Here is a 17101-nt window from a genome sequence, read left to right on the forward strand (position 1 = left end):
TGCGAGCGAGTTCGATAGCCTTCTCGTCCAAACCGTTGGGCAATAGCCCGTGCCGGCGCTTACAGGAAGAAATTTGGCATTGAACCCACAGTGACGCCACCCACGATCAACCCGGCGTTCTACAGGACCCCGACGAGCGGCGAATTCATGACGCGAGTGGAGAGATCACCTCCGGTTGCTGTGCTGATGGTTACAGGGGCCGCTAACCGCGATTGTGGGATGCGCCGACGAAGAGCCGCGGCAAAATGGCTACGCTCGTTATCGATACCGCGCAAGAAATCGGCCGGGCATCCATGCGGACACCCGACCGAGTTGCCTGAGCTGATAAGCCCATTCGCATCCAGGAAGCGCCAAGCACTTTTACCGGATCTGCTCTCCAGGGCTATTTCTTGACCGCTGCCGCGAGTTCGTAGTTTGCTCCGAGATCAGGGCAGCGACGACGAACCACTTCACAATTGGCCGCAACAAATATCATCATGGATCCAAACAATCACGCCGCCTTGATGGCCAACACCGCATTGGTGCCCGCGAACGCAAAACTATTGGAAAGCGTCACCTTGACTTTCCGCTCCCGCGCCAGGTTGGGGGTAACGTCTAGATCGCAATCTGGATCTGGTTCCTCATAGTTGGCGGTAGGCGGTACGATGCCATGCCGAATTGCCATCACGCAGGCGATCAGCTCCAGAGCACCCGAGGCCCCGAGGCAGTGGGCATGCATCGATTTTGTCGAGGATACCGACATTCGGTAGGCGTGGTCGCCGAACGCTCGTTTAATTGCTGCGGTCTCGATCTGATCGTTTGGCTTAGTGCCGGTGCCGTGAGCATTTAGGTAATCGACCTCCTCCGGGACCAGACCCGCGTCGGCTAGACAAGCGCGGATCGCCGCCTCGGGCCCCTCAATGGTCTGTGCCGCGATGTCGAAAGCATCGGCCGAAAGGCCCACACCGGCCAATTCCGCCAATATTTCAGCGCTTCTGGCGCGGGCATGGTCGTAACTTTCTAAGACTATCATGCCTGCGCCTTCGCCGAGAACAGCGCCCTGCCTGTTCGCGGAAAAAGGCCGGCAAGTGTCAGGCGATAGCACTCGCATAGCCTCCCACGATTTCACTACTCCCCAAACCAATGGCGCATCGGCGCCACCTGCCACCATCACATCAGCGCGGCCCGACCTGATTTGGTCGACGGCGGAGGCAATGGCATGGTTAGAGGAGGAACAAGCCGAGGTGACGCCGTAGACGGGACCGCGCAGTCCAAGGTCCATGCTGACATGTCCAGCAGCGGCGCCCGGCATGACCTTGGGCGCGGTGAAGGCCCCGGTCCTCTTTCTGCCATCGAGCAGCATTGCTCGGTAATCTTGCTCAATCGCCTCCCATCCGCAGACGCCCACACCGACCGTCGCACCCAGGCGATAGCGGTTTTTGTCAGACGCGGTCAGCCCTGCTTGCTGCACTGCTTCGCGAGCGGCAAGCACTGCAAGCACGCTGACCCGATCCATCGAAAGAATTTGCTTACGCTCGATCTCATGCTGAGCAAGATTGCGGATCGCGCATCCCGTGCGCGCGGTGATGTCGTGCAGGGAGGGACTGCTCAACACGCCGATTGCTGAATGGCCTTCGCACATGGCGGCCCAGATATCGGCAGCACAGCTGCCGAGCCCACAAATCCCGCCTATGCCGGTGATAACAACGCGCTTGTTCATCGTCATTGCTCATTAAGCGCACGGACGGCTTCGACCACGCTGCCCACATTCTGCAGATTGCTCCAGGTGTCAGCAGTGTCCGTTTCGATCTCGATCCCGTATTTCGTCTCAAGATCAAACAGGATGTCCGCCATTGCCAACGAATGGATGCCCAAATCAGTCAGCTTCGCCTCAAGAGTGATGGGATTCGCATCCGGTTCAGCGTGTTTGCAGATCTCCGCTAGGATTTCGGTCGGAAGCTGGTCAGTCATTCAATCCTTTCACCTCCCGTCTGGCGGCCGACCATGAATCTCTCGATGACGTGAAAGATTCATCGTCCAGCATTGTTGATGCAAAATTTCGCGCTAGTAGGGAAATCGATAATTTGGATAAAATCCATTCAAGAAGTGGATGGCGTGCCTATAGACCAGAGGCGGACTCCGAGCTATTTGTTTGCGACCGGAGCCAGGTTGGAATAGCCGTCCAGCATCATCGGAATACGCATTTTGAAGAGCGTCGTTCACAAATCGCATTTTCTTGTACATGTGATGTGCTGGAATTTCAGGACGCCGGAAATAGTGTCGCTAGTCGAAGGTCAGCGATGCTTGCTCGAAGGGCGGTATTCGTAAAGTCTCCGGCAATGCTGGCGTCGATCCTCCGAGCCTGTGAGTATCGCGCGCGACGCAGCTTAAGGCCCTGCAGTATTGAACCGATACACCAGTCGCGCAGCGTCTGCCGATCCATCCCGGCGATCCGCGCCGCATCGGCTTAGCTCATCGCGTCCAGGACCGCCGCGATCGACAAGAGCCGACTGCCGTGCCGCGCATCTTCGAAACGCGGGCAAGTCGGCGAAGCTCGCTCGCCGGATGGTCCGTCCGCAATTCCACCGCTGATTCCTATCGCCGAATCGGCAACAAATTGCCGTCGATCGCGCTTGAGCAATTCTTGAACCTGCAGCACCAAGTGGGGAAGCCGCATTTCCGAGTGGCCGCTCGCAAAACCACACCCGTACGCCGTGTCATGACCAGGAACGGCACCGGCGCCCCAGGGCGTCCAGCACCCGGCTCAACGTGGCCTTATCGACATCGCGGTCGACCCGAATGCGCAGCGACCAACCAGCTCGATCTTGATTCCGGCCATGCCGCGCCGGCAGGCGTGCCGACGGCAGGCGTCTGCCGATCCATCCCCGGCGATCCGCGCCGCATCGGCTTAGCTCATCGCGTCCAGGACCGCCGCGATCGACAAGAGCCGACTGCCGTGCCGCGCATCTTCGAAACGCGGGCAAGTCGGCGAAGCTCGCTCGCCGGATAGTCCGTCCGCAATTCCACCGCTGATTCCTATCGCCGAATCGGCAACAAATTGCCGTCGATCGCGCTTGAGCAATTCTTGAACCTGCAGCACCAAGTGGGGAAGCCGCATTTCCGAGTGGCCGCTCGCAAAACCACACCCGTACGCCGTGTCATGACCAGGAACGGCACCGGCGCCCCAGGGCGTCCAGCACCCGGCTCAACGTGGCCTTATCGACATCGCGGTCGACCCGAATGCGCAGCGACCAACCAGCTCGATCTTGATTCCGGCCATGCCGCGCCGGCAGGCGTGCCGACGGCAGTTCCCCGATCTGCCCGTCGCTGGCCTCACAGGCACCAACGGCAGCAGGGCTGCCTCCATTCGGCGGGAAAGCTCTTGCGCCAGCGAACCGGCTGGCTCGTATTGATCTGCGGCCCGCGCCAGGCAGGGAACCGGCAAGTGTCCAGTTGCGCTCGTGGCGAACCTGACAGGCGGCCACTCGCCGCAAAGCACACCGCCGAAACGCTGAGCAGCCAAGTTGTGCAAATCATACCGCAGCCTTCGACTATGGCACTAGGCGGGATGCCTCCTCCAACAAAATCTTCCGCATCCAGATGCTTGCCGGATCGCCATTGTGAAGCGCAGGCCACTGCATCGACAGAGTGAATGCCGGCAATGGGAGCGGAAGTTCGACGACGCGTAGCGGTAGCGTTTTTGCGAAATGCTCAACCAGCCTCAAGGGCATGGTCCCAATGCGACTGGTGCCCGGTAGCATCAGAGGGATCATGCTGAACCCCTGCACGACCACCTCGGCCCGCCTCTTGAAGCCATGCTCAATCAAAAACCACTCGTCAATGGATGGCTTCAGCGAACGTCCAAATCTGGCCACTACGTGGCCCATTGACATATATTTCTCGAACGTGAGCTTTTTCGACAGTTCCTTGTTTGTCCGACAGCCCAGGCAGGCGAGTGTATCGTCGAAAAGCTTCGCCTTCGGATGCCCGTTTAACAGGAACAATTCAGGGAGTAACAGAAAATCGGCTTTACCGCACCGGAAAAGTTCTTCCAGATCGTCAACGGGAGGCATAAGTTCGAAGCTGACGAAAGGGGCTTCTCGCGCAACACGGTCAATGACCCTCCGAAAGAAAATGATCGTCATGTAATCGGAAAGCATGACCCTAAAACAGCGATCGGATTTCCGCGGATCAAAATCCTCCCAGGAAATAACCGAGAGCTGTATATGCAGCAGCGCCTCGCGAACCGGCGAGGCGAGTGCCTCGGCTCGCGGTGTCGGAACGAGTTCACGGCCTTTCATTATAAAAAGCTCATCGCCAAAATAGCCGCGCAGCCGGGCGACAGCAGCGCTCATGGCTGGTTGGCTAAGGTGGATACTGCGAGCCGCCGCTGTGAGGTTGCGCTCATTCATCAAAGCATCGAGCGCGACAAGGAGGTTCAGATCAAGACCCTTAAACCGCATTCCAATTCCAATCTAGCGCATGGATCTGGCGACCGTTCTCGCGGGCACTCGCCTGCGCCCCCCTTTCCTTATGCGCGTCCCGGCAAGCCTCCCGCGCGCACAGAAGGCGCCCTGGTTTCGACAAGGCCAGCGACCATTGGGGCGCATGGTCGACGCAATGGGCGCACCGTCAGTAGGCGGCGCGAACCCCCGACCAAGACGAAAGTCATCGCTGCGCGGACACTCGCCGCAAATCGCCTGGCGTAGATAACAGCGGTCAAAGCGCGGGGTCCGCCAGCGGTACGTTCCAATCAAAGTGAGGAAGCGAGTGGATTTGGAATCCGCGCTCAAGTAAAGCAGGGATTAGACGGGATACCGCGGTGACCGTCTGATCGCGCAGACCTGCACCAGATACGTCGATCAATTCGTCGGGAGGAAACCCGTCGTGTAAGCGTACGATTGCGCCGGGCTTCGCCGATTCCAGGACCGCATCGACGATCGTGTCCACCCCGGGGCGAGACCAGTCGCGCGGATCAACCGACCATTTGATAGCTGCCAGTTCAGCGATGGCGGAGGCGGCAAAGACCTCTTCGGTCCAGTTCCCGTATGGCGCGCGCACGTGCCGAACTGACGCTTGAGGGCAAGTCATCATAATAGCCGCATTTGCGTCAAATATTTCACGCTGCACTTCATCGAACCCGCATCTAGACAGGTCCGGATGAGTCATCGTGTGGTTGCCTACCTCGTGCCCTTCCGCGACAATTCTTTGAATTAGCTCCGGATGGCGCAAGGCATAGGTGCCAATCACGAAGAACGTGGCCGGGACCCGATGTTCGGCGAGCAGATTCAGGATCTGCGGTGTGTAATGCGGGTGAGGACCGTCGTCAAAAGTCAAATAAATACTGCGGTGGCCGATGCAGTCGTCGCACTCACTGAGCACGTCCCATAACCAGTCGGAATGTATCATTGGCTCTGGTCCGTTCCGGTCGATTGTCGCTCCGGCCGGCCAATCGGACGTTGAACATTTAACCGGTGTAACAGCGACAGCTGCATTTTGGGGCAAATCGGGTCGCGCATTTTGAAGGTTGCCCCGACGTCGAGTTGAGCGCCAGCTTGGTCCAAGCCTGCCTCCGTTACTTCGGTCGCGAGGGGGTCGACAGCGCCGAACTTAGTGAAACGGCAAAGCCATATGGTGCATGCCAGCTTTTGATCTGGATTGGATAGGAACTTTTTCAGATCCGTTTTTTCCCGGCCCCGGTTTGTATGTCGCTCCCAATTTGAGTTGATGTCGGATCACGTGAATGCAGGATTCGAAGAAATCAGTAAAATTGATTGATTGGATAAATGCCATCCGCGCTGTGGATTGATGCCGCACGCTACGATCAGTAAACCGCCTCGCACGGCGGTCGGCAGTTCCCCGAGACGTATTCCGGCGCTAACCTAAGCATCGGCGGCTCACCATTCTCGCGCGCTCCTGGGCTTGCGCGATAGCGGGTAGACGCGGTGCCTTTCACAGCAGAGTCGCGCACCGGTTGAGAAGTCTTAGTCTAGCTTCCGCGCATTAACCGCTCGGTGCTCGGCCACCCTGGCAAAACCCAGGTGACGGCGTGTCACGGGAGAGCCGGAACTCGTGTTCCGCCTTCCTCATGGGACCACAATGGGCGCTCCTGCGGCCCCGGCACTCGAAGCCGCCTGTCGCATTTTCTGCGGGCGAGGCATGGATTCGCGAGCACAAAGCACGTTGCCCCTCAGCATCGTGGCCATGCCCTCGGTGGCGGGAATGAGCGTGTCATTTTCCACCGCCGGTTCAACGCGGTCTCGATCAAATCTGCTCTTCGCGCGCAGTCCTGTTGGCTGCGGGGAACCTCACGGCGCCGGCGCACAGCACCAACTTTGGCCAGCCGATCATAAGCGCAGCCATCGTCAGGACCCGTGAACGCATAGACCATAATATCCACGGAATGAATAATTGCCATTCAAACAATCGATTTTACCAATCGACGGCGGTGCTGCATTAGGAGCCCGAAATGAAGGGTATCGCTCATGAAGGACGTCAAGTTTTGAGAGAGTCCATCAGCGCTGCAACTTCGTCGTACGAGGTTCTGCCGGTTCAATTGCTTCGTATCGCGATCGCCGACGGCAGCGTCTGAACTCGCACCAGATCACGCGACGCCGAACGCGTGATGCGTGCCCTCGGGAAGTATCGGAAAAGGAGTCTTTGTATGCGCTCTCAGGTGCGGTGGAGGCTGTGCTGGGAAAACGAGTTGCAACTTTCCGACCATATCGAACTCGCCGAATTCTTTCGAAGGACCTACGGACCGACCGGCGCCTTTAATGCTAAGCCGTTCGAAGGCAGCCGAAGTTGGGCCGGAGCTAGACCTGAGTTCCGTGCGATTGCGTATGACTCGAGCGGTATTGCAGCACACATGGGCTTGTTGCGCCGATTCATCAAAATCGATGGCGCTGATCTGCTCGTAGCGGAACTCGGATTGTACGGGATTCGTCGGGATCTCGAGGGGCTCGGTATCAGCAGTTCATTGCGTGTCGTGCGTCCCGTGTTGCAGGAACTCGGGGTTCCATTCGGCTTCGGCACGGTTCGGCCAGCGTTGCATAAACACGTTGCAAGATTGGGGCGAGGCGGTCTGCTGGTCGTCAAGTCGGGCATTCGCGTGCGCTCTACCCTTCGGGACGCGCTTCTCGACAAACCGCCAACGCGCATAGACGACGCGCTCGTCGTTGTCTTGCCAGTTGGACGTCCGATCTCCGATTGGCCCGCCGGCGAGATGATTGATCGGAACGGAGCAGAGCTTTGAGCCACCTCAACTGCTTGTCCGAAGTGTACAGCGAGTGCGCTAACGGTGCCGGCCAACCTAGCGTCTATTTGACGTTTGACGACGGCCCTCATCCGTTTTGCACACCGAAGGTGCTCGACGTGCTGGCGCAACACAGTGTGTCGGCGACTTTCTTCGTCATTGGCGCCTACGCGGCAGACCAGCCGGCACTGATCCAACGAATGATCACGGAAGGGCACCAGGTAGCTAACCATACGATGACCCACCCTGTTCTGTCCGAGTGCGAACCCGGCTTAGTGCAGCGCGAGATCTTCGAGGCGAACAGGGCCATCAAAGCGGCCTGCCCTCGAGCCGCGGTGCGGTACATGCGCGCTCCTTATGGCATCTGGACCGAACAAGTGATCGCCTCTGCGGCCAGCATTGGGCTGTCGGCTGTCCACTGGTCGGCAGATCCGCGAGACTGGTTGAGTCCCGGTGTCGATGCAATCGTCGATGCAGTGCTGGCCTCCGTCCGGCCTGGCGCAATCGTGCTCTTGCACGACGGGTGCCCTCCTAGCGAGATGAAGCCGGGCAGTGACGCCGGCTTGCGAAGCCAAACCATCATCGCCCTCTCGCGAATAATTCCAGCGTTGCACGACCGCGGCTTTGTAATGCGCTCGCTTCCTCAACAACACTAAACGAACCAAAGATCTCATGGACCTTCTTGGCACAGTCAGCACTGGCACCATCTCGTGTTATGCGCTGCTCTCGACCACATATAAGAGCATGCAAGCCGCTTATGCACGGCCGGCAAGCGTTTCATCGGTCTCGGACAACCTTACCAGTCCCCATCTTTGGCCGAGTGTGGACGTCATCATTCCTTGCTACAACGAGGACCCGCGCACACTCTTCGAGTGTCTCACGTCGATTGCAAACCAGGACTACGCCGGAAGACTGCGAGCCTATGTTGTCGATGACGGTTCTCGGAACCGGGACGACGTTATGCCCGTTCACGAGAGCTTCGCGCGCCACCCGAACTTCAACTTCATCCTGCTCCCCAAAAATGCCGGAAAGCGCAAGGCACAAATCGCCGCGATACGCCGATCATCTGGAGACTTGGTGCTCAACGTCGACTCGGACACGACGCTAGCGTCCGATGTTGTCACAAAGCTTGCGCTAAAGATGCAAGATCCGGGGATCGGCGCAGCCATGGGTCAGTTGACGGCCAGCAACCGGGGCGAGTCCTGGCTGACCCGATTGATCGATATGGAGTACTGGCTGGCTTGCAACGAGGAACGCGCAGCGCAGGCTCGCTTCGGCGCCGTAATGTGCTGCTGCGGCCCGTGTGCCATGTACCGTCGATCCGCACTCCTTTTGCTACTGGATCAGTATGAGACCCAGACATTTCGGGGAAAGCCAAGTGACTTCGGTGAAGATCGCCATCTTACGATCCTAATGCTGAAAGCAGGCCTACGCACTGAGTACGTCCCGGACGCCATCGCGGCAACAGTCGTTCCAGAAAGCCTAGGGCCTTATCTGCGCCAACAACTCCGGTGGGCGCGCAGCACTTTCCGGGACACCTGGCTTGCACTGAATCTGCTACCGGGGCTCAACCGCTTTCTAACATTGGACGTGGTCGGACAGAATCTCGGACCGCTACTACTCGCCGTATCGGTGCTAACAGGCCTCGCGAAGTTCGTACTGATGGGCACCGTGCCATGGTCGACAATCCTAATGATTGTATTCATGACCATCGTTCGCTGCAGCGCGGTGGCGCTTCGTGCTCGCCAACTTCGATTTATAGGCTTCTCTGTCCACACATTCATCAACGTCTTTCTCTTGCTCCCCCTGAAAGCCTACGCGTTGTGTACGTTGAGCAACAGCGATTGGCTTTCGCGCAGCTTCGCTGCCACGGCGGCAGTTAAGGATGGGAAACAGGCTCCCGTCCAGAACCTGACTACTGAATCAAGCACTACAAATTTGTCGGCAGATGCGGTGCAGAATCGTATGCGCCATCTTGCACGGGACTGTTCGGTGCTGGTGACTTCCGACGAGTGATGGTTGCGTTATCGAGGTAGACGAATTTTGAAGTTGGACAATAACTATCGATTGTTGGATCGGGAATTGGCCGCAGACGATCCGTGGCTGCTCGATGCCAATCCGTTCGAACGGGAGCGTCACACGCAAATGCTGCGGCTGTCGCTTTTGCATGGATCCATCACAAATGCACTTGAAGTCGGGTGTGCGGCAGGCGCGTTCACGGCAAGGCTAGCGCCCCATTGCCAACGCCTTACAGTAATCGATGTCGTGCCGCGCGCGATTAATCGAACGCGCAGACGGATGAAGGAGCTACCGCACATCACCTGGGTCGTCTCTGATGTTCAACAGTTCTCGACTGAGGAACCGTTCGATCTGATCGTCGTGGCGGAGGTTCTGTACTACCTCAATGGCATAGCCGAGATGCGCGCTGCCATCCGCAACCTTGCGCGGATGCTTGCGCCAGGGGGGCACCTGGTATTCGGATCGGCGCGTGATGCCACTTGCCGGCGCTGGGGTCACGCCGCTGGTGCCGAAACTGTCATGGCAATGCTGAACGAGACTTTGATCGCTGTCGATCTTCTGCAGTGCCAGGGCGACACCCCCAACCAAGACTGCTTGCTCGCCCGTTTTCGGAGTCCGGTTCGGCCTCCGGATTTGTCGAATTGCCTGCGTTAGACGAGGAAGCATTATGCGCATTTGTGGTATCAAGCTGACCCATGACGGGGCGGTCGCCCTTGTCGAGGACGGACAACTCGTGTTTTGCATTGAACAGGAGAAGCGGGACAATAACCGACGATATCAAGCCATCGACCATCTGGAGTCAGTTGTCTCCGCCCTGGCGGAGCACGGTCTGGATCCGCGGGACGTAGATCAGTTCGTTATCGACGGCTGGGACGGCGATTTGGAGTCGCAGTTCCAGGTCCTTAGCGAGGCGGGTCCGATCACTCTCAAAGGCGCGCCCTACGTCGAACGCCATGCCGAGGGCCTCCTCACTTCGCTCGACGGCTCCGGCCTGATGCTCGATGGCCGGCTTTTCTCTTATAGAAGCTACCCCCATGTTACCGGCCATGTGACCTCGGCGTACTGCACCAGCCCTTTCGCCAAAACCGGACAGCCCGCATTCTGTTTGGTCTGGGACGGGTGCATCTTTCCACGCCTCTATTATGTTGAACGCCGCGGCGCCCGGTTCCTCGAATGCCTATTCCCAGTGATAGGCCATATTTACGCGGCTGCGGGCCATCACTTCGGGCCCTATAAGCGGGCGGGTCGCGGCGACTGGGATCTCGGTGTTGCCGGCAAGCTGATGGCCTACATCGCACTCGGGTCGGTCGATGAAGACATCGTGGCAGCGTTTCAGGAACTCTACCAGGAGCGCTTTGCGGGCGACACAGAGCTAGCCAGCCATTACCGTGCGGATATCAACAGCGCGGAGGCTTTGCTTGCGCGCGTGCATGACTTCTTCGAAGCCAGTGCGCTCCGACTGAGGGACCAGGCACCCGAAGATGTGCTTGCATCCTTTCATCTTTTTCTCGAGCGTCTCCTTGTCAGCGAAATGGCAACCGCTGTGGAGCGGCACGCACACCTTTCGGGAGCGCGAAATTTATGCATCGCCGGCGGCTGCGGTCTCAACATTAAATGGAATAGTGCCTTACGTGAGGCGGGGCTCTTCGATGCTGTGTGGGTGCCGCCATTTCCGAATGACAGCGGCTCGGCAATAGGTGCCGCTTGCAGCGCAATGGTTGTGCAAGATGGCTTCGTTCCTCTGGATTGGTCGGTTTACAGCGGCCCGGCCTTGCTAGAGGGCCAACTGCCTTCCGGATGGGACTCCGAACCGTGCAGTATGCGAGAACTCGCTTCCATTCTCGCCGGCAATAAGCCCGTCATTTTCCTTACTGGGCGCGCCGAGCTCGGACCACGGGCACTGGGTGGCAGAAGCATTCTCGCGGCCGCGACTTCGCCCGAAATGAAGGATTATCTCAACGACGTCAAACTTCGCGAACACTTCCGCCCCGTGGCGCCGATCTGCCTTGAGGACCGCGCGCCGGAAATATTCAGCCCCGGAACGCCGGATCCTTACATGTTGTTCGACCATCAGACGCGGGCGGAATGGCGGGACAAAGTCCCCGCTGTCGTGCATCTCGACGGTTCCGCGCGACTGCAGACCATTTCCAGAACCTCTGAGCACAAGGTGGCCGAGCTACTCATCGAATATGAAAAGCTCACGGGCATTCCGCTGCTTTGCAATACGAGTGCCAACCACCATGGACGCGGGTTCTTTCCGGGTGCCGCCGCAGCCTGCGACTGGGGACGAATTGAACACATATGGTCCGATGGTGTGCTGTTGACCAAAATTCCCGAAACTGAACTATCGCCGGGCGACGGCACCCTTAAGCTGGTTTGAGTGCGGGACCCATGGTGGCAATCGACTTTGTCGGCGTGACGAAATCATATGGCAAAAGGGTCGTTGTCGACGGCATGTCATTCACCGTTGCTCCCGGAGAGTGCTTAGGGCTGCTGGGGCCGAACGGCGCGGGCAAAAGCACGATTACACGGTTGCTCCTCGGTATGGCAACGCCTGACGCAGGCAAGATCACGGTGTTCGGAGTGCCAGTGCCGGCACGTGCCCGTTTGGCACGTGCACGCATCGGCGTGGTCCCGCAGTTCGACAACCTTGATCATAGGTTCACGGTACGTGAAAACTTACTGGTGTTCGGGCGATACTTTGGCATGAGCAAACGCGAGGTCGAAGCGGTCAGCCCATCGCTGCTCGAGTTCGCCCGCCTCGAGAACAAGGCGGATGCGCGCGTCGCCGAACTGTCCGGCGGCATGAAGCGACGCCTGACGCTAGCCCGTGCGCTGATTAATGACCCGCAACTCTTGGTCATGGACGAGCCGACTACTGGCCTCGATCCACAGGCGCGCCACCTGATCTGGGAACGCCTGCGTTCCTTGTTGACGCGGGGAAAAACGATACTTTTGACCACTCACTTCATGGAGGAGGCCGAGCGGTTGTGCGATCGGCTGTGTGTGGTCGAGCAGGGGCGCAAGATCGCCGAAGGGCGACCGCACGCGTTGATTGACGAGCAGATCGGCTGCCAGGTGGTCGAAGTCTATGGCGGCAATCCACATGAACTGAGATCGCTGGTCAAGCCGTACGCGCAACGCATCGAGCGGAGCGGCGAAACTCTCTTTTGCTATGCGCCCGATCCCGAGCAGCTGCTCACGCAGCTGCGTGGGGTTGCTGGTCTGCGCCTTTTGCAGCGTCCGCCGAACCTCGAGGATGTCTTCTTGCGGCTGACCGGGCGCGAGATGAAGGACTGAACAATGACCGAAGGTTATATGGCCGTTATGCCCGCCAATGGCTGGAATTGGGTTGCAGTGTGGCGCCGCAATTATTTGGCTTGGAAGAAAATTGCCCTTGCGGCGGTTCTCGGGAACCTCGCTGAGCCGATGATCTCGTTGTTCGCGCTCGGCTTCGGCCTCGGGATAATGATAGGTCGTGTTGAAGGCACTTCGTACGTAGCTTTTCTGGCGGCTGGCATGGCCGCGGTAAGCGCGATGACCTCGGCGACCTACGAAACGATCTACTCGACATTTGCTCGCATGGGAGGCGAACGCACCTGGGAAGCGATGCTATGCACTCAGCTCACGCTCGGCGACATCGTACTTGGTGAACTAGCCTGGGCCGGCACCAAGTCTCTTCTGGCCGGTACGGCGATTACGCTAGTTGCTGCCATGCTCGGCTATGCCGCGTGGCCATCCCTTCTCTACGCGCTTCCAATCATCGCCCTAACTGGGCTTGCTTTCGCAAGTCTAGCCATGATCGTCACGGCGCTTGCGCCCAACTACGACTGTCTCGTATTTTACCAAACGCTTGTTCTCACGCCTATGCTATTCCTGTCCGGGGCCGTCTTTCCGGTCAGCCAAATGCCAAGCGCATTTCAGCAGGTATCGTCCCTCTTGCCTCTGGCTCACTCGGTCGACCTGATCCGCTCAGTCATGCTTGGCCGCCCGGCTGAAAGCCTCGGCCTGCACATTACGACACTTTGCGTCTACGCGGTTTTGCCGTTTTTCTTGTCGGCGGCGCTGTTGCGTCGGCGCCTGATGCGCTGACGCTGCGGCGTCGGTGCCGAGGCTTGGCACTCGCCCCTGTCAGCGCAGACCGTTGTGTTGTCCCTTCGATTGTACGGTTTGCTAGAGTGCGAGTTTAATCCGACCGGTAGCGAACATCCTTGGCGAGACAGTGTCGAAGATAGCAATCAGGCATCTCGTCCGAAGCGCCACCCGAACTGCCGCGACTAATGCTGGTTAGGAACACACGCAATGACTAATAGCCACATACCGCCGCCTGCGCCATTCGTAATCCTGGCCATGCCAAGAACTGGCACGCACTACCTGGAAGAATTGCTGAACGCGCATCCGAATGTGTTGAGCAACGGTGAGCTGCTCAATCCATATGCCACCACTTGGCCTGACAAGCACCGTCTGCTTCGCAGCGATCGAGAGCTGCTTGAACTTGCCTACTCGCGCCATCCCTCGCGGACCGACAAGAAGGTGACGCATGTCGGCTGCAAGATCAATGAACCTCAGTTTCATGATCGTCCGGGCTTTTTTGCCGAGCTGACCCGTTGGCCAGACCTCAAAGTCATCCTCGTGGTTCGGGAAAATACGTTGGAATCGCTACGGTCGCTTGTACAAGCGAGACAAACGCACCAATGGCTGAAGTTCAGGGCGGACAATGACGCTCCGCCGCCGCGAGTTAGATTATCGACCGCCGACTGCGAGGCATACTTCAAGGCTGCCGACGATTTCCACGCTCGGGTCGCACGATCCTTCACGAAAAGCAATATGCTTGAGATCGAGTACGAGTGCCTTCTGCGCGAACCTGGCACATGCTTGGCAGCGATTTGGGATTTCCTAGGCGTCCCGGCACTGCGATTTTCCAGTACGGGGACGCTTCAGCGCCAGGAAACGCGACCACTAGAGCAAACGATTGAGAATTTTCAGGAGTTGCGCCGCCACTTCGCGCACGGACCTTACACGAGATTCTTTGAGGTCTGCGAGGGAGAAAGGGCAGTGGGCAATCAGCTGGCAACCGAGGTTATCGAAAACGACTAACATTCTGTCAGCATGGCCCCTTTGCGCATCGTTATTACCACGGACGGCATCTTCATTGATGATCCGCCGACGAGAGCCTACGCCGCGAGGCCTTCTCCTCAGTACTGCGCCTATCTCTTAGTCGTTCCTTTTTCAGTGCAGCGAGCGACCTCAACCAATGTGTGGGGATCATTGGGCAAGCCCCAGTTGCGCCACTTACCGCCTATGCCTTCCGCAACGATCGAATCTGCTGGTGCGAGCTTCGGCAGCCGGTCGTCAACCATGGTCGAGGGGAAATGTTCCTCGGCTCGGACGCGATCGCGCTGGCGCCATGCGCCGGTTCGATATCTCAAGGATGGCGACTGGGCCATCGTGCGCCGCAATCAGGCGCAGATCTTCGATCGACGGCAACCCAGTCGAACGGCAACGACAGCAGTCGATAGACACGAGTCTTCTCGTCAAAAAGGGGGGTAACCATCGGCACTTCATGGAGAAGGAGATCCATGAACAGCCGGAGGTGATCTCCCATGCACTCGCGCACCACCTTGACTTGGGCCTCAGGGGCTTGACGCAAGTTCGACGACTGGGTCCACTGCACAGACCGCTCTGCAAGGTCATGTGCGTACAAAGCTGTGGCTCAGGCGGTCTGCATCTCGTGGAGACCAGAATGATAGGTGTTCTTGGCGGTATGGGTCCTTTGGCGACCATCGATCTAATGCAGAAAATCATCATGTTGACGCGTGCGGCAACCGATCAAGAGCATATCCCCGTCGTGGCCTATTCTGACCCCACGATACCGGATCGACGGGCGGCCCTGTTTGACCCTTCGCAACAGTCACCTCTGCCCAAAATGATCGCTGGTCTTAAAGGTCTAGAACGCTCGGGGGCGGAATGCATAGTCATTGCCTGCAACACCGCGCATCACTGGATTCCCATATTAACTGATGCAACTAAGCTGCCTATCCTGCACATCGCTGATGCGGTTTGTGCAGCCTTATCCATCAGGGCACGGCCGGGGACGAAGGTCGGAATACTTGCCACGAACGCTACGCTGTTTTCCGGATTTTACGACGCCAGGCTAAGGCAGCACGGCTTTATACCGGTTCGTCTCACCCACGAGGAAATATCCACGTTGGAGCAGTCCGCCATCGCATTGGTCAAACGGGGTGAAATCGAAGCGGCGCGCCCGTTTGTGCGTGACGCTGTGAACGCACTGCACTCCAAAGGTATCGAGGTAGTCATATTAGCGTGCACTGAATTGCCGCTGGCAATTCCGCGGGATGTCTCCCGGTCAATGACTTATATCGACGCGACCGAATGTCTGGCCCAGTCCGCAATTAACTGGTATCGCGATCGCCGGTCGCTACTGTCCTCCCAAACCAACGTTGCCGACGCATCGCGTGGGCGTCGTTGAGATGTTCAGATATTGCGTCCGATGTTCATGAACTTTTCCCGGGGGCGCTTCACGGATCATCTCAGGAGCCATCCCCTCTGATCTCGGCGACCACATCGCCGTTCCAATGTCATAGCGCGAAAGCCATGCGGAGAACGGCAACGTGGCGCACGGCCAAGCGCTCGCGCAGCGCGGGTACGACCTGCGGACAAACAACGCGAACGCGGTGCACGCGCTGTCCCACGCCATGTACGAAGGGGCGCGTCGGAGGACGCCGAGAAGCTGATCGCAGATTGGCTGCCTCGCTACGACCGCACTGGCATCCTCCACGGCCACATTGCCTGGCACGCGGCGTTGGGCGCGCTGGAGCGCGGCGATTCTGAGCGAGCACTTGCCATCTACACGGATAGTATCCAACCGTCGGTGACGGCCGGAATTCCGATCAACGTGATTAGCGATACTGCCTCATTTCTCTGGCGACTCCAAGCCTACGGCCACACAACACCGGCGGGACTGTGGGAGGCCGTCGCAACCTACTCAGAGGGATATTTCCAGAAGCCCGGCTTCACCTTCGCGGATGTCCACATGGCCCTTATAGCGGCAGCGGTCCGCGACTGGGCCGCGGTCGAGCAGCGCGTTGATGTGGTTGACGGGCTTGATCAAAGCAGGAACCCTGACGGCAGGGCCAGTCGTGCCAGCGATCTGCCGGGCTGGCTTGTCTTTCGCTGAAGAGGATTATGCCGGCTGCGTCCGGGCCAGGATGCCCATATTGTCGAGGAATTCAAAAAAACTGGCCACGCACGCTGAAGGCGCATCTTTGCGACCTGTCGCCGCGCACGAAGGTGGAAGGTGGAGCTTTGGTTCCAGGATGAAGCCCGCATCGGCCAGAAGAACGGCATCGTGCGGCAATGGGCAAGGCGCGGCACCCGACCCCGCCAGCCGGCCGATCAGCGCTACAAGAGTGCGTATCTGTTTGGCGCGATTTGCCCGGCGCGCTGCGCCGGGGCCGCTCTGGCTCTGCCTTTTGCCGACACCGAGGCCATGCAACGCCATATTGACGAGATCAGCCGCCATGTTGAAAAGGGCGCACACGCTGTGCTCGTCATGGATCGTGCCGGATGGCACACCACCGCCAATCTCAGGATGCCGAAAAACATGACCACCCGGTCGAAAACGTCTGGCAATATCTGCGGCAGAATTGGCTCTCAAACCGCGTCTTCGACGACTACGACGCCACCATCGACGCCGCTTGCGAGGCTTGGCAGAAGCTCCTCGCTGCGCCCGAAACCATCACATCAATCGGAATGCGGCAGTGGGCGCACGTCGGTCACACTCCATGACTCTTGGTATGAGCTGGTCCGAGATGCCGATATTCTACG

14 protein-coding genes and 4 pseudogenes are annotated in these 17101 nt (G+C 58.5%); 13 read left to right on the forward strand and 5 right to left on the reverse strand.

From position 1 onward, the window contains the following. Positions 1–490: 490 nt before the first annotated feature. The 5 genes and pseudogenes from ACVMIM_RS11115 to ACVMIM_RS11135 all read right to left on the reverse strand — a co-directional run. Positions 491–1699: a beta-ketoacyl-[acyl-carrier-protein] synthase family protein gene (locus ACVMIM_RS11115; RefSeq protein WP_476111954.1), complete on the reverse strand. Its 1209-nt coding sequence runs from the start codon at positions 1697–1699 to the stop codon at positions 491–493. Positions 1700–1701: 2 nt separating this feature from the next. Continuing rightward, complete coding sequence (locus ACVMIM_RS11120; protein ID WP_040985393.1) at positions 1702–1950, reverse strand: acyl carrier protein; 249 nt, start codon at positions 1948–1950, stop codon at positions 1702–1704. Between the two features lie 1580 nt (positions 1951–3530). Further along, positions 3531–4442 carry a LysR family transcriptional regulator gene (locus tag ACVMIM_RS11125; protein WP_040985391.1) on the reverse strand — a complete coding sequence of 304 codons (912 nt, stop codon included), beginning with the start codon at positions 4440–4442 and terminating at the stop codon, positions 3531–3533. A 256-nt stretch (positions 4443–4698) separates the two neighbouring features. Continuing rightward, the gene (gene nodB, locus ACVMIM_RS11130; protein ID WP_052457888.1) at positions 4699–5388 is read right to left on the reverse strand and encodes a chitooligosaccharide deacetylase NodB; all 690 of its coding nucleotides are present in this window, start codon (positions 5386–5388) and stop codon (positions 4699–4701) included. A gap of 15 nt (positions 5389–5403) precedes the next feature. Beyond that, positions 5404–5487: pseudogene (locus tag ACVMIM_RS11135) on the reverse strand (hypothetical protein); the annotation flags it as partial. A 961-nt stretch (positions 5488–6448) separates the two neighbouring features. Here ACVMIM_RS11135 and ACVMIM_RS11140 point away from each other — a divergent pair. From ACVMIM_RS11140 to ACVMIM_RS11200, 13 genes and pseudogenes are all read left to right on the forward strand, one after another. Next, positions 6449–6571 (forward strand): hypothetical protein, encoded by a 123-nt coding sequence (locus tag ACVMIM_RS11140; protein ID WP_476111957.1) that lies wholly within the window; start codon positions 6449–6451, stop codon positions 6569–6571. A gap of 72 nt (positions 6572–6643) precedes the next feature. Further along, positions 6644–7234 (forward strand): NodA family N-acyltransferase, encoded by a 591-nt coding sequence (locus ACVMIM_RS11145; RefSeq protein ID WP_040985389.1) that lies wholly within the window; start codon positions 6644–6646, stop codon positions 7232–7234. Then, entirely contained in the window at positions 7231–7890 is a 660-nt protein-coding gene (gene nodB / locus ACVMIM_RS11150; RefSeq protein ID WP_476111959.1) for a chitooligosaccharide deacetylase NodB, read from the forward strand. The genes ACVMIM_RS11145 and nodB (ACVMIM_RS11150) overlap by 4 nt, the downstream gene beginning before the upstream one ends. 16 nt (positions 7891–7906) lie before the next feature. Further along, complete coding sequence (gene nodC, locus ACVMIM_RS11155) at positions 7907–9250, forward strand: chitooligosaccharide synthase NodC (RefSeq protein ID WP_040985383.1); 1344 nt, start codon at positions 7907–7909, stop codon at positions 9248–9250. Positions 9251–9260: 10 nt separating this feature from the next. Then, positions 9261–9907: pseudogene (gene nodS, locus ACVMIM_RS11160) on the forward strand (nodulation methyltransferase NodS). Positions 9908–9920: 13 nt separating this feature from the next. Continuing rightward, positions 9921–11633 carry a nodulation protein NodU gene (nodU, locus tag ACVMIM_RS11165; RefSeq protein WP_040985379.1) on the forward strand — a complete coding sequence of 571 codons (1713 nt, stop codon included), beginning with the start codon at positions 9921–9923 and terminating at the stop codon, positions 11631–11633. Positions 11634–11644: 11 nt separating this feature from the next. Further along, positions 11645–12553: a nodulation factor ABC transporter ATP-binding protein NodI gene (gene nodI / locus ACVMIM_RS11170; RefSeq protein WP_040985377.1), complete on the forward strand. Its 909-nt coding sequence runs from the start codon at positions 11645–11647 to the stop codon at positions 12551–12553. Between the two features lie 3 nt (positions 12554–12556). Further along, a complete protein-coding gene (locus ACVMIM_RS11175) occupies positions 12557–13345 on the forward strand; it encodes an ABC transporter permease (RefSeq protein WP_040985375.1) in 789 nt (262 codons plus the stop codon). A 210-nt stretch (positions 13346–13555) separates the two neighbouring features. Then, on the forward strand, positions 13556–14350 hold the full coding sequence (locus ACVMIM_RS11180) for a sulfotransferase (protein ID WP_052457887.1): 795 nt from the start codon (positions 13556–13558) through the stop codon (positions 14348–14350). Positions 14351–14604: 254 nt separating this feature from the next. After that, positions 14605–14891 (forward strand): annotated as a pseudogene (locus ACVMIM_RS11185) (glutamine--fructose-6-phosphate transaminase (isomerizing)); the annotation flags it as partial. 105 nt (positions 14892–14996) lie between these two features. Then, positions 14997–15743, forward strand: a complete 747-nt coding sequence (gene cuyB / locus ACVMIM_RS11190; protein ID WP_040986112.1) for a cysteate racemase — start codon at positions 14997–14999, stop codon at positions 15741–15743. Between the two features lie 333 nt (positions 15744–16076). Continuing rightward, positions 16077–16451, forward strand: a complete 375-nt coding sequence (locus ACVMIM_RS11195; protein WP_476111963.1) for a hypothetical protein — start codon at positions 16077–16079, stop codon at positions 16449–16451. Positions 16452–16472: 21 nt separating this feature from the next. Next, positions 16473–17062, forward strand: a pseudogene (locus ACVMIM_RS11200) (transposase); the annotation flags it as partial. Positions 17063–17101 lie beyond the last annotated feature (39 nt).

Source organism: Mesorhizobium sp. USDA 4413, from assembly GCF_056280365.1.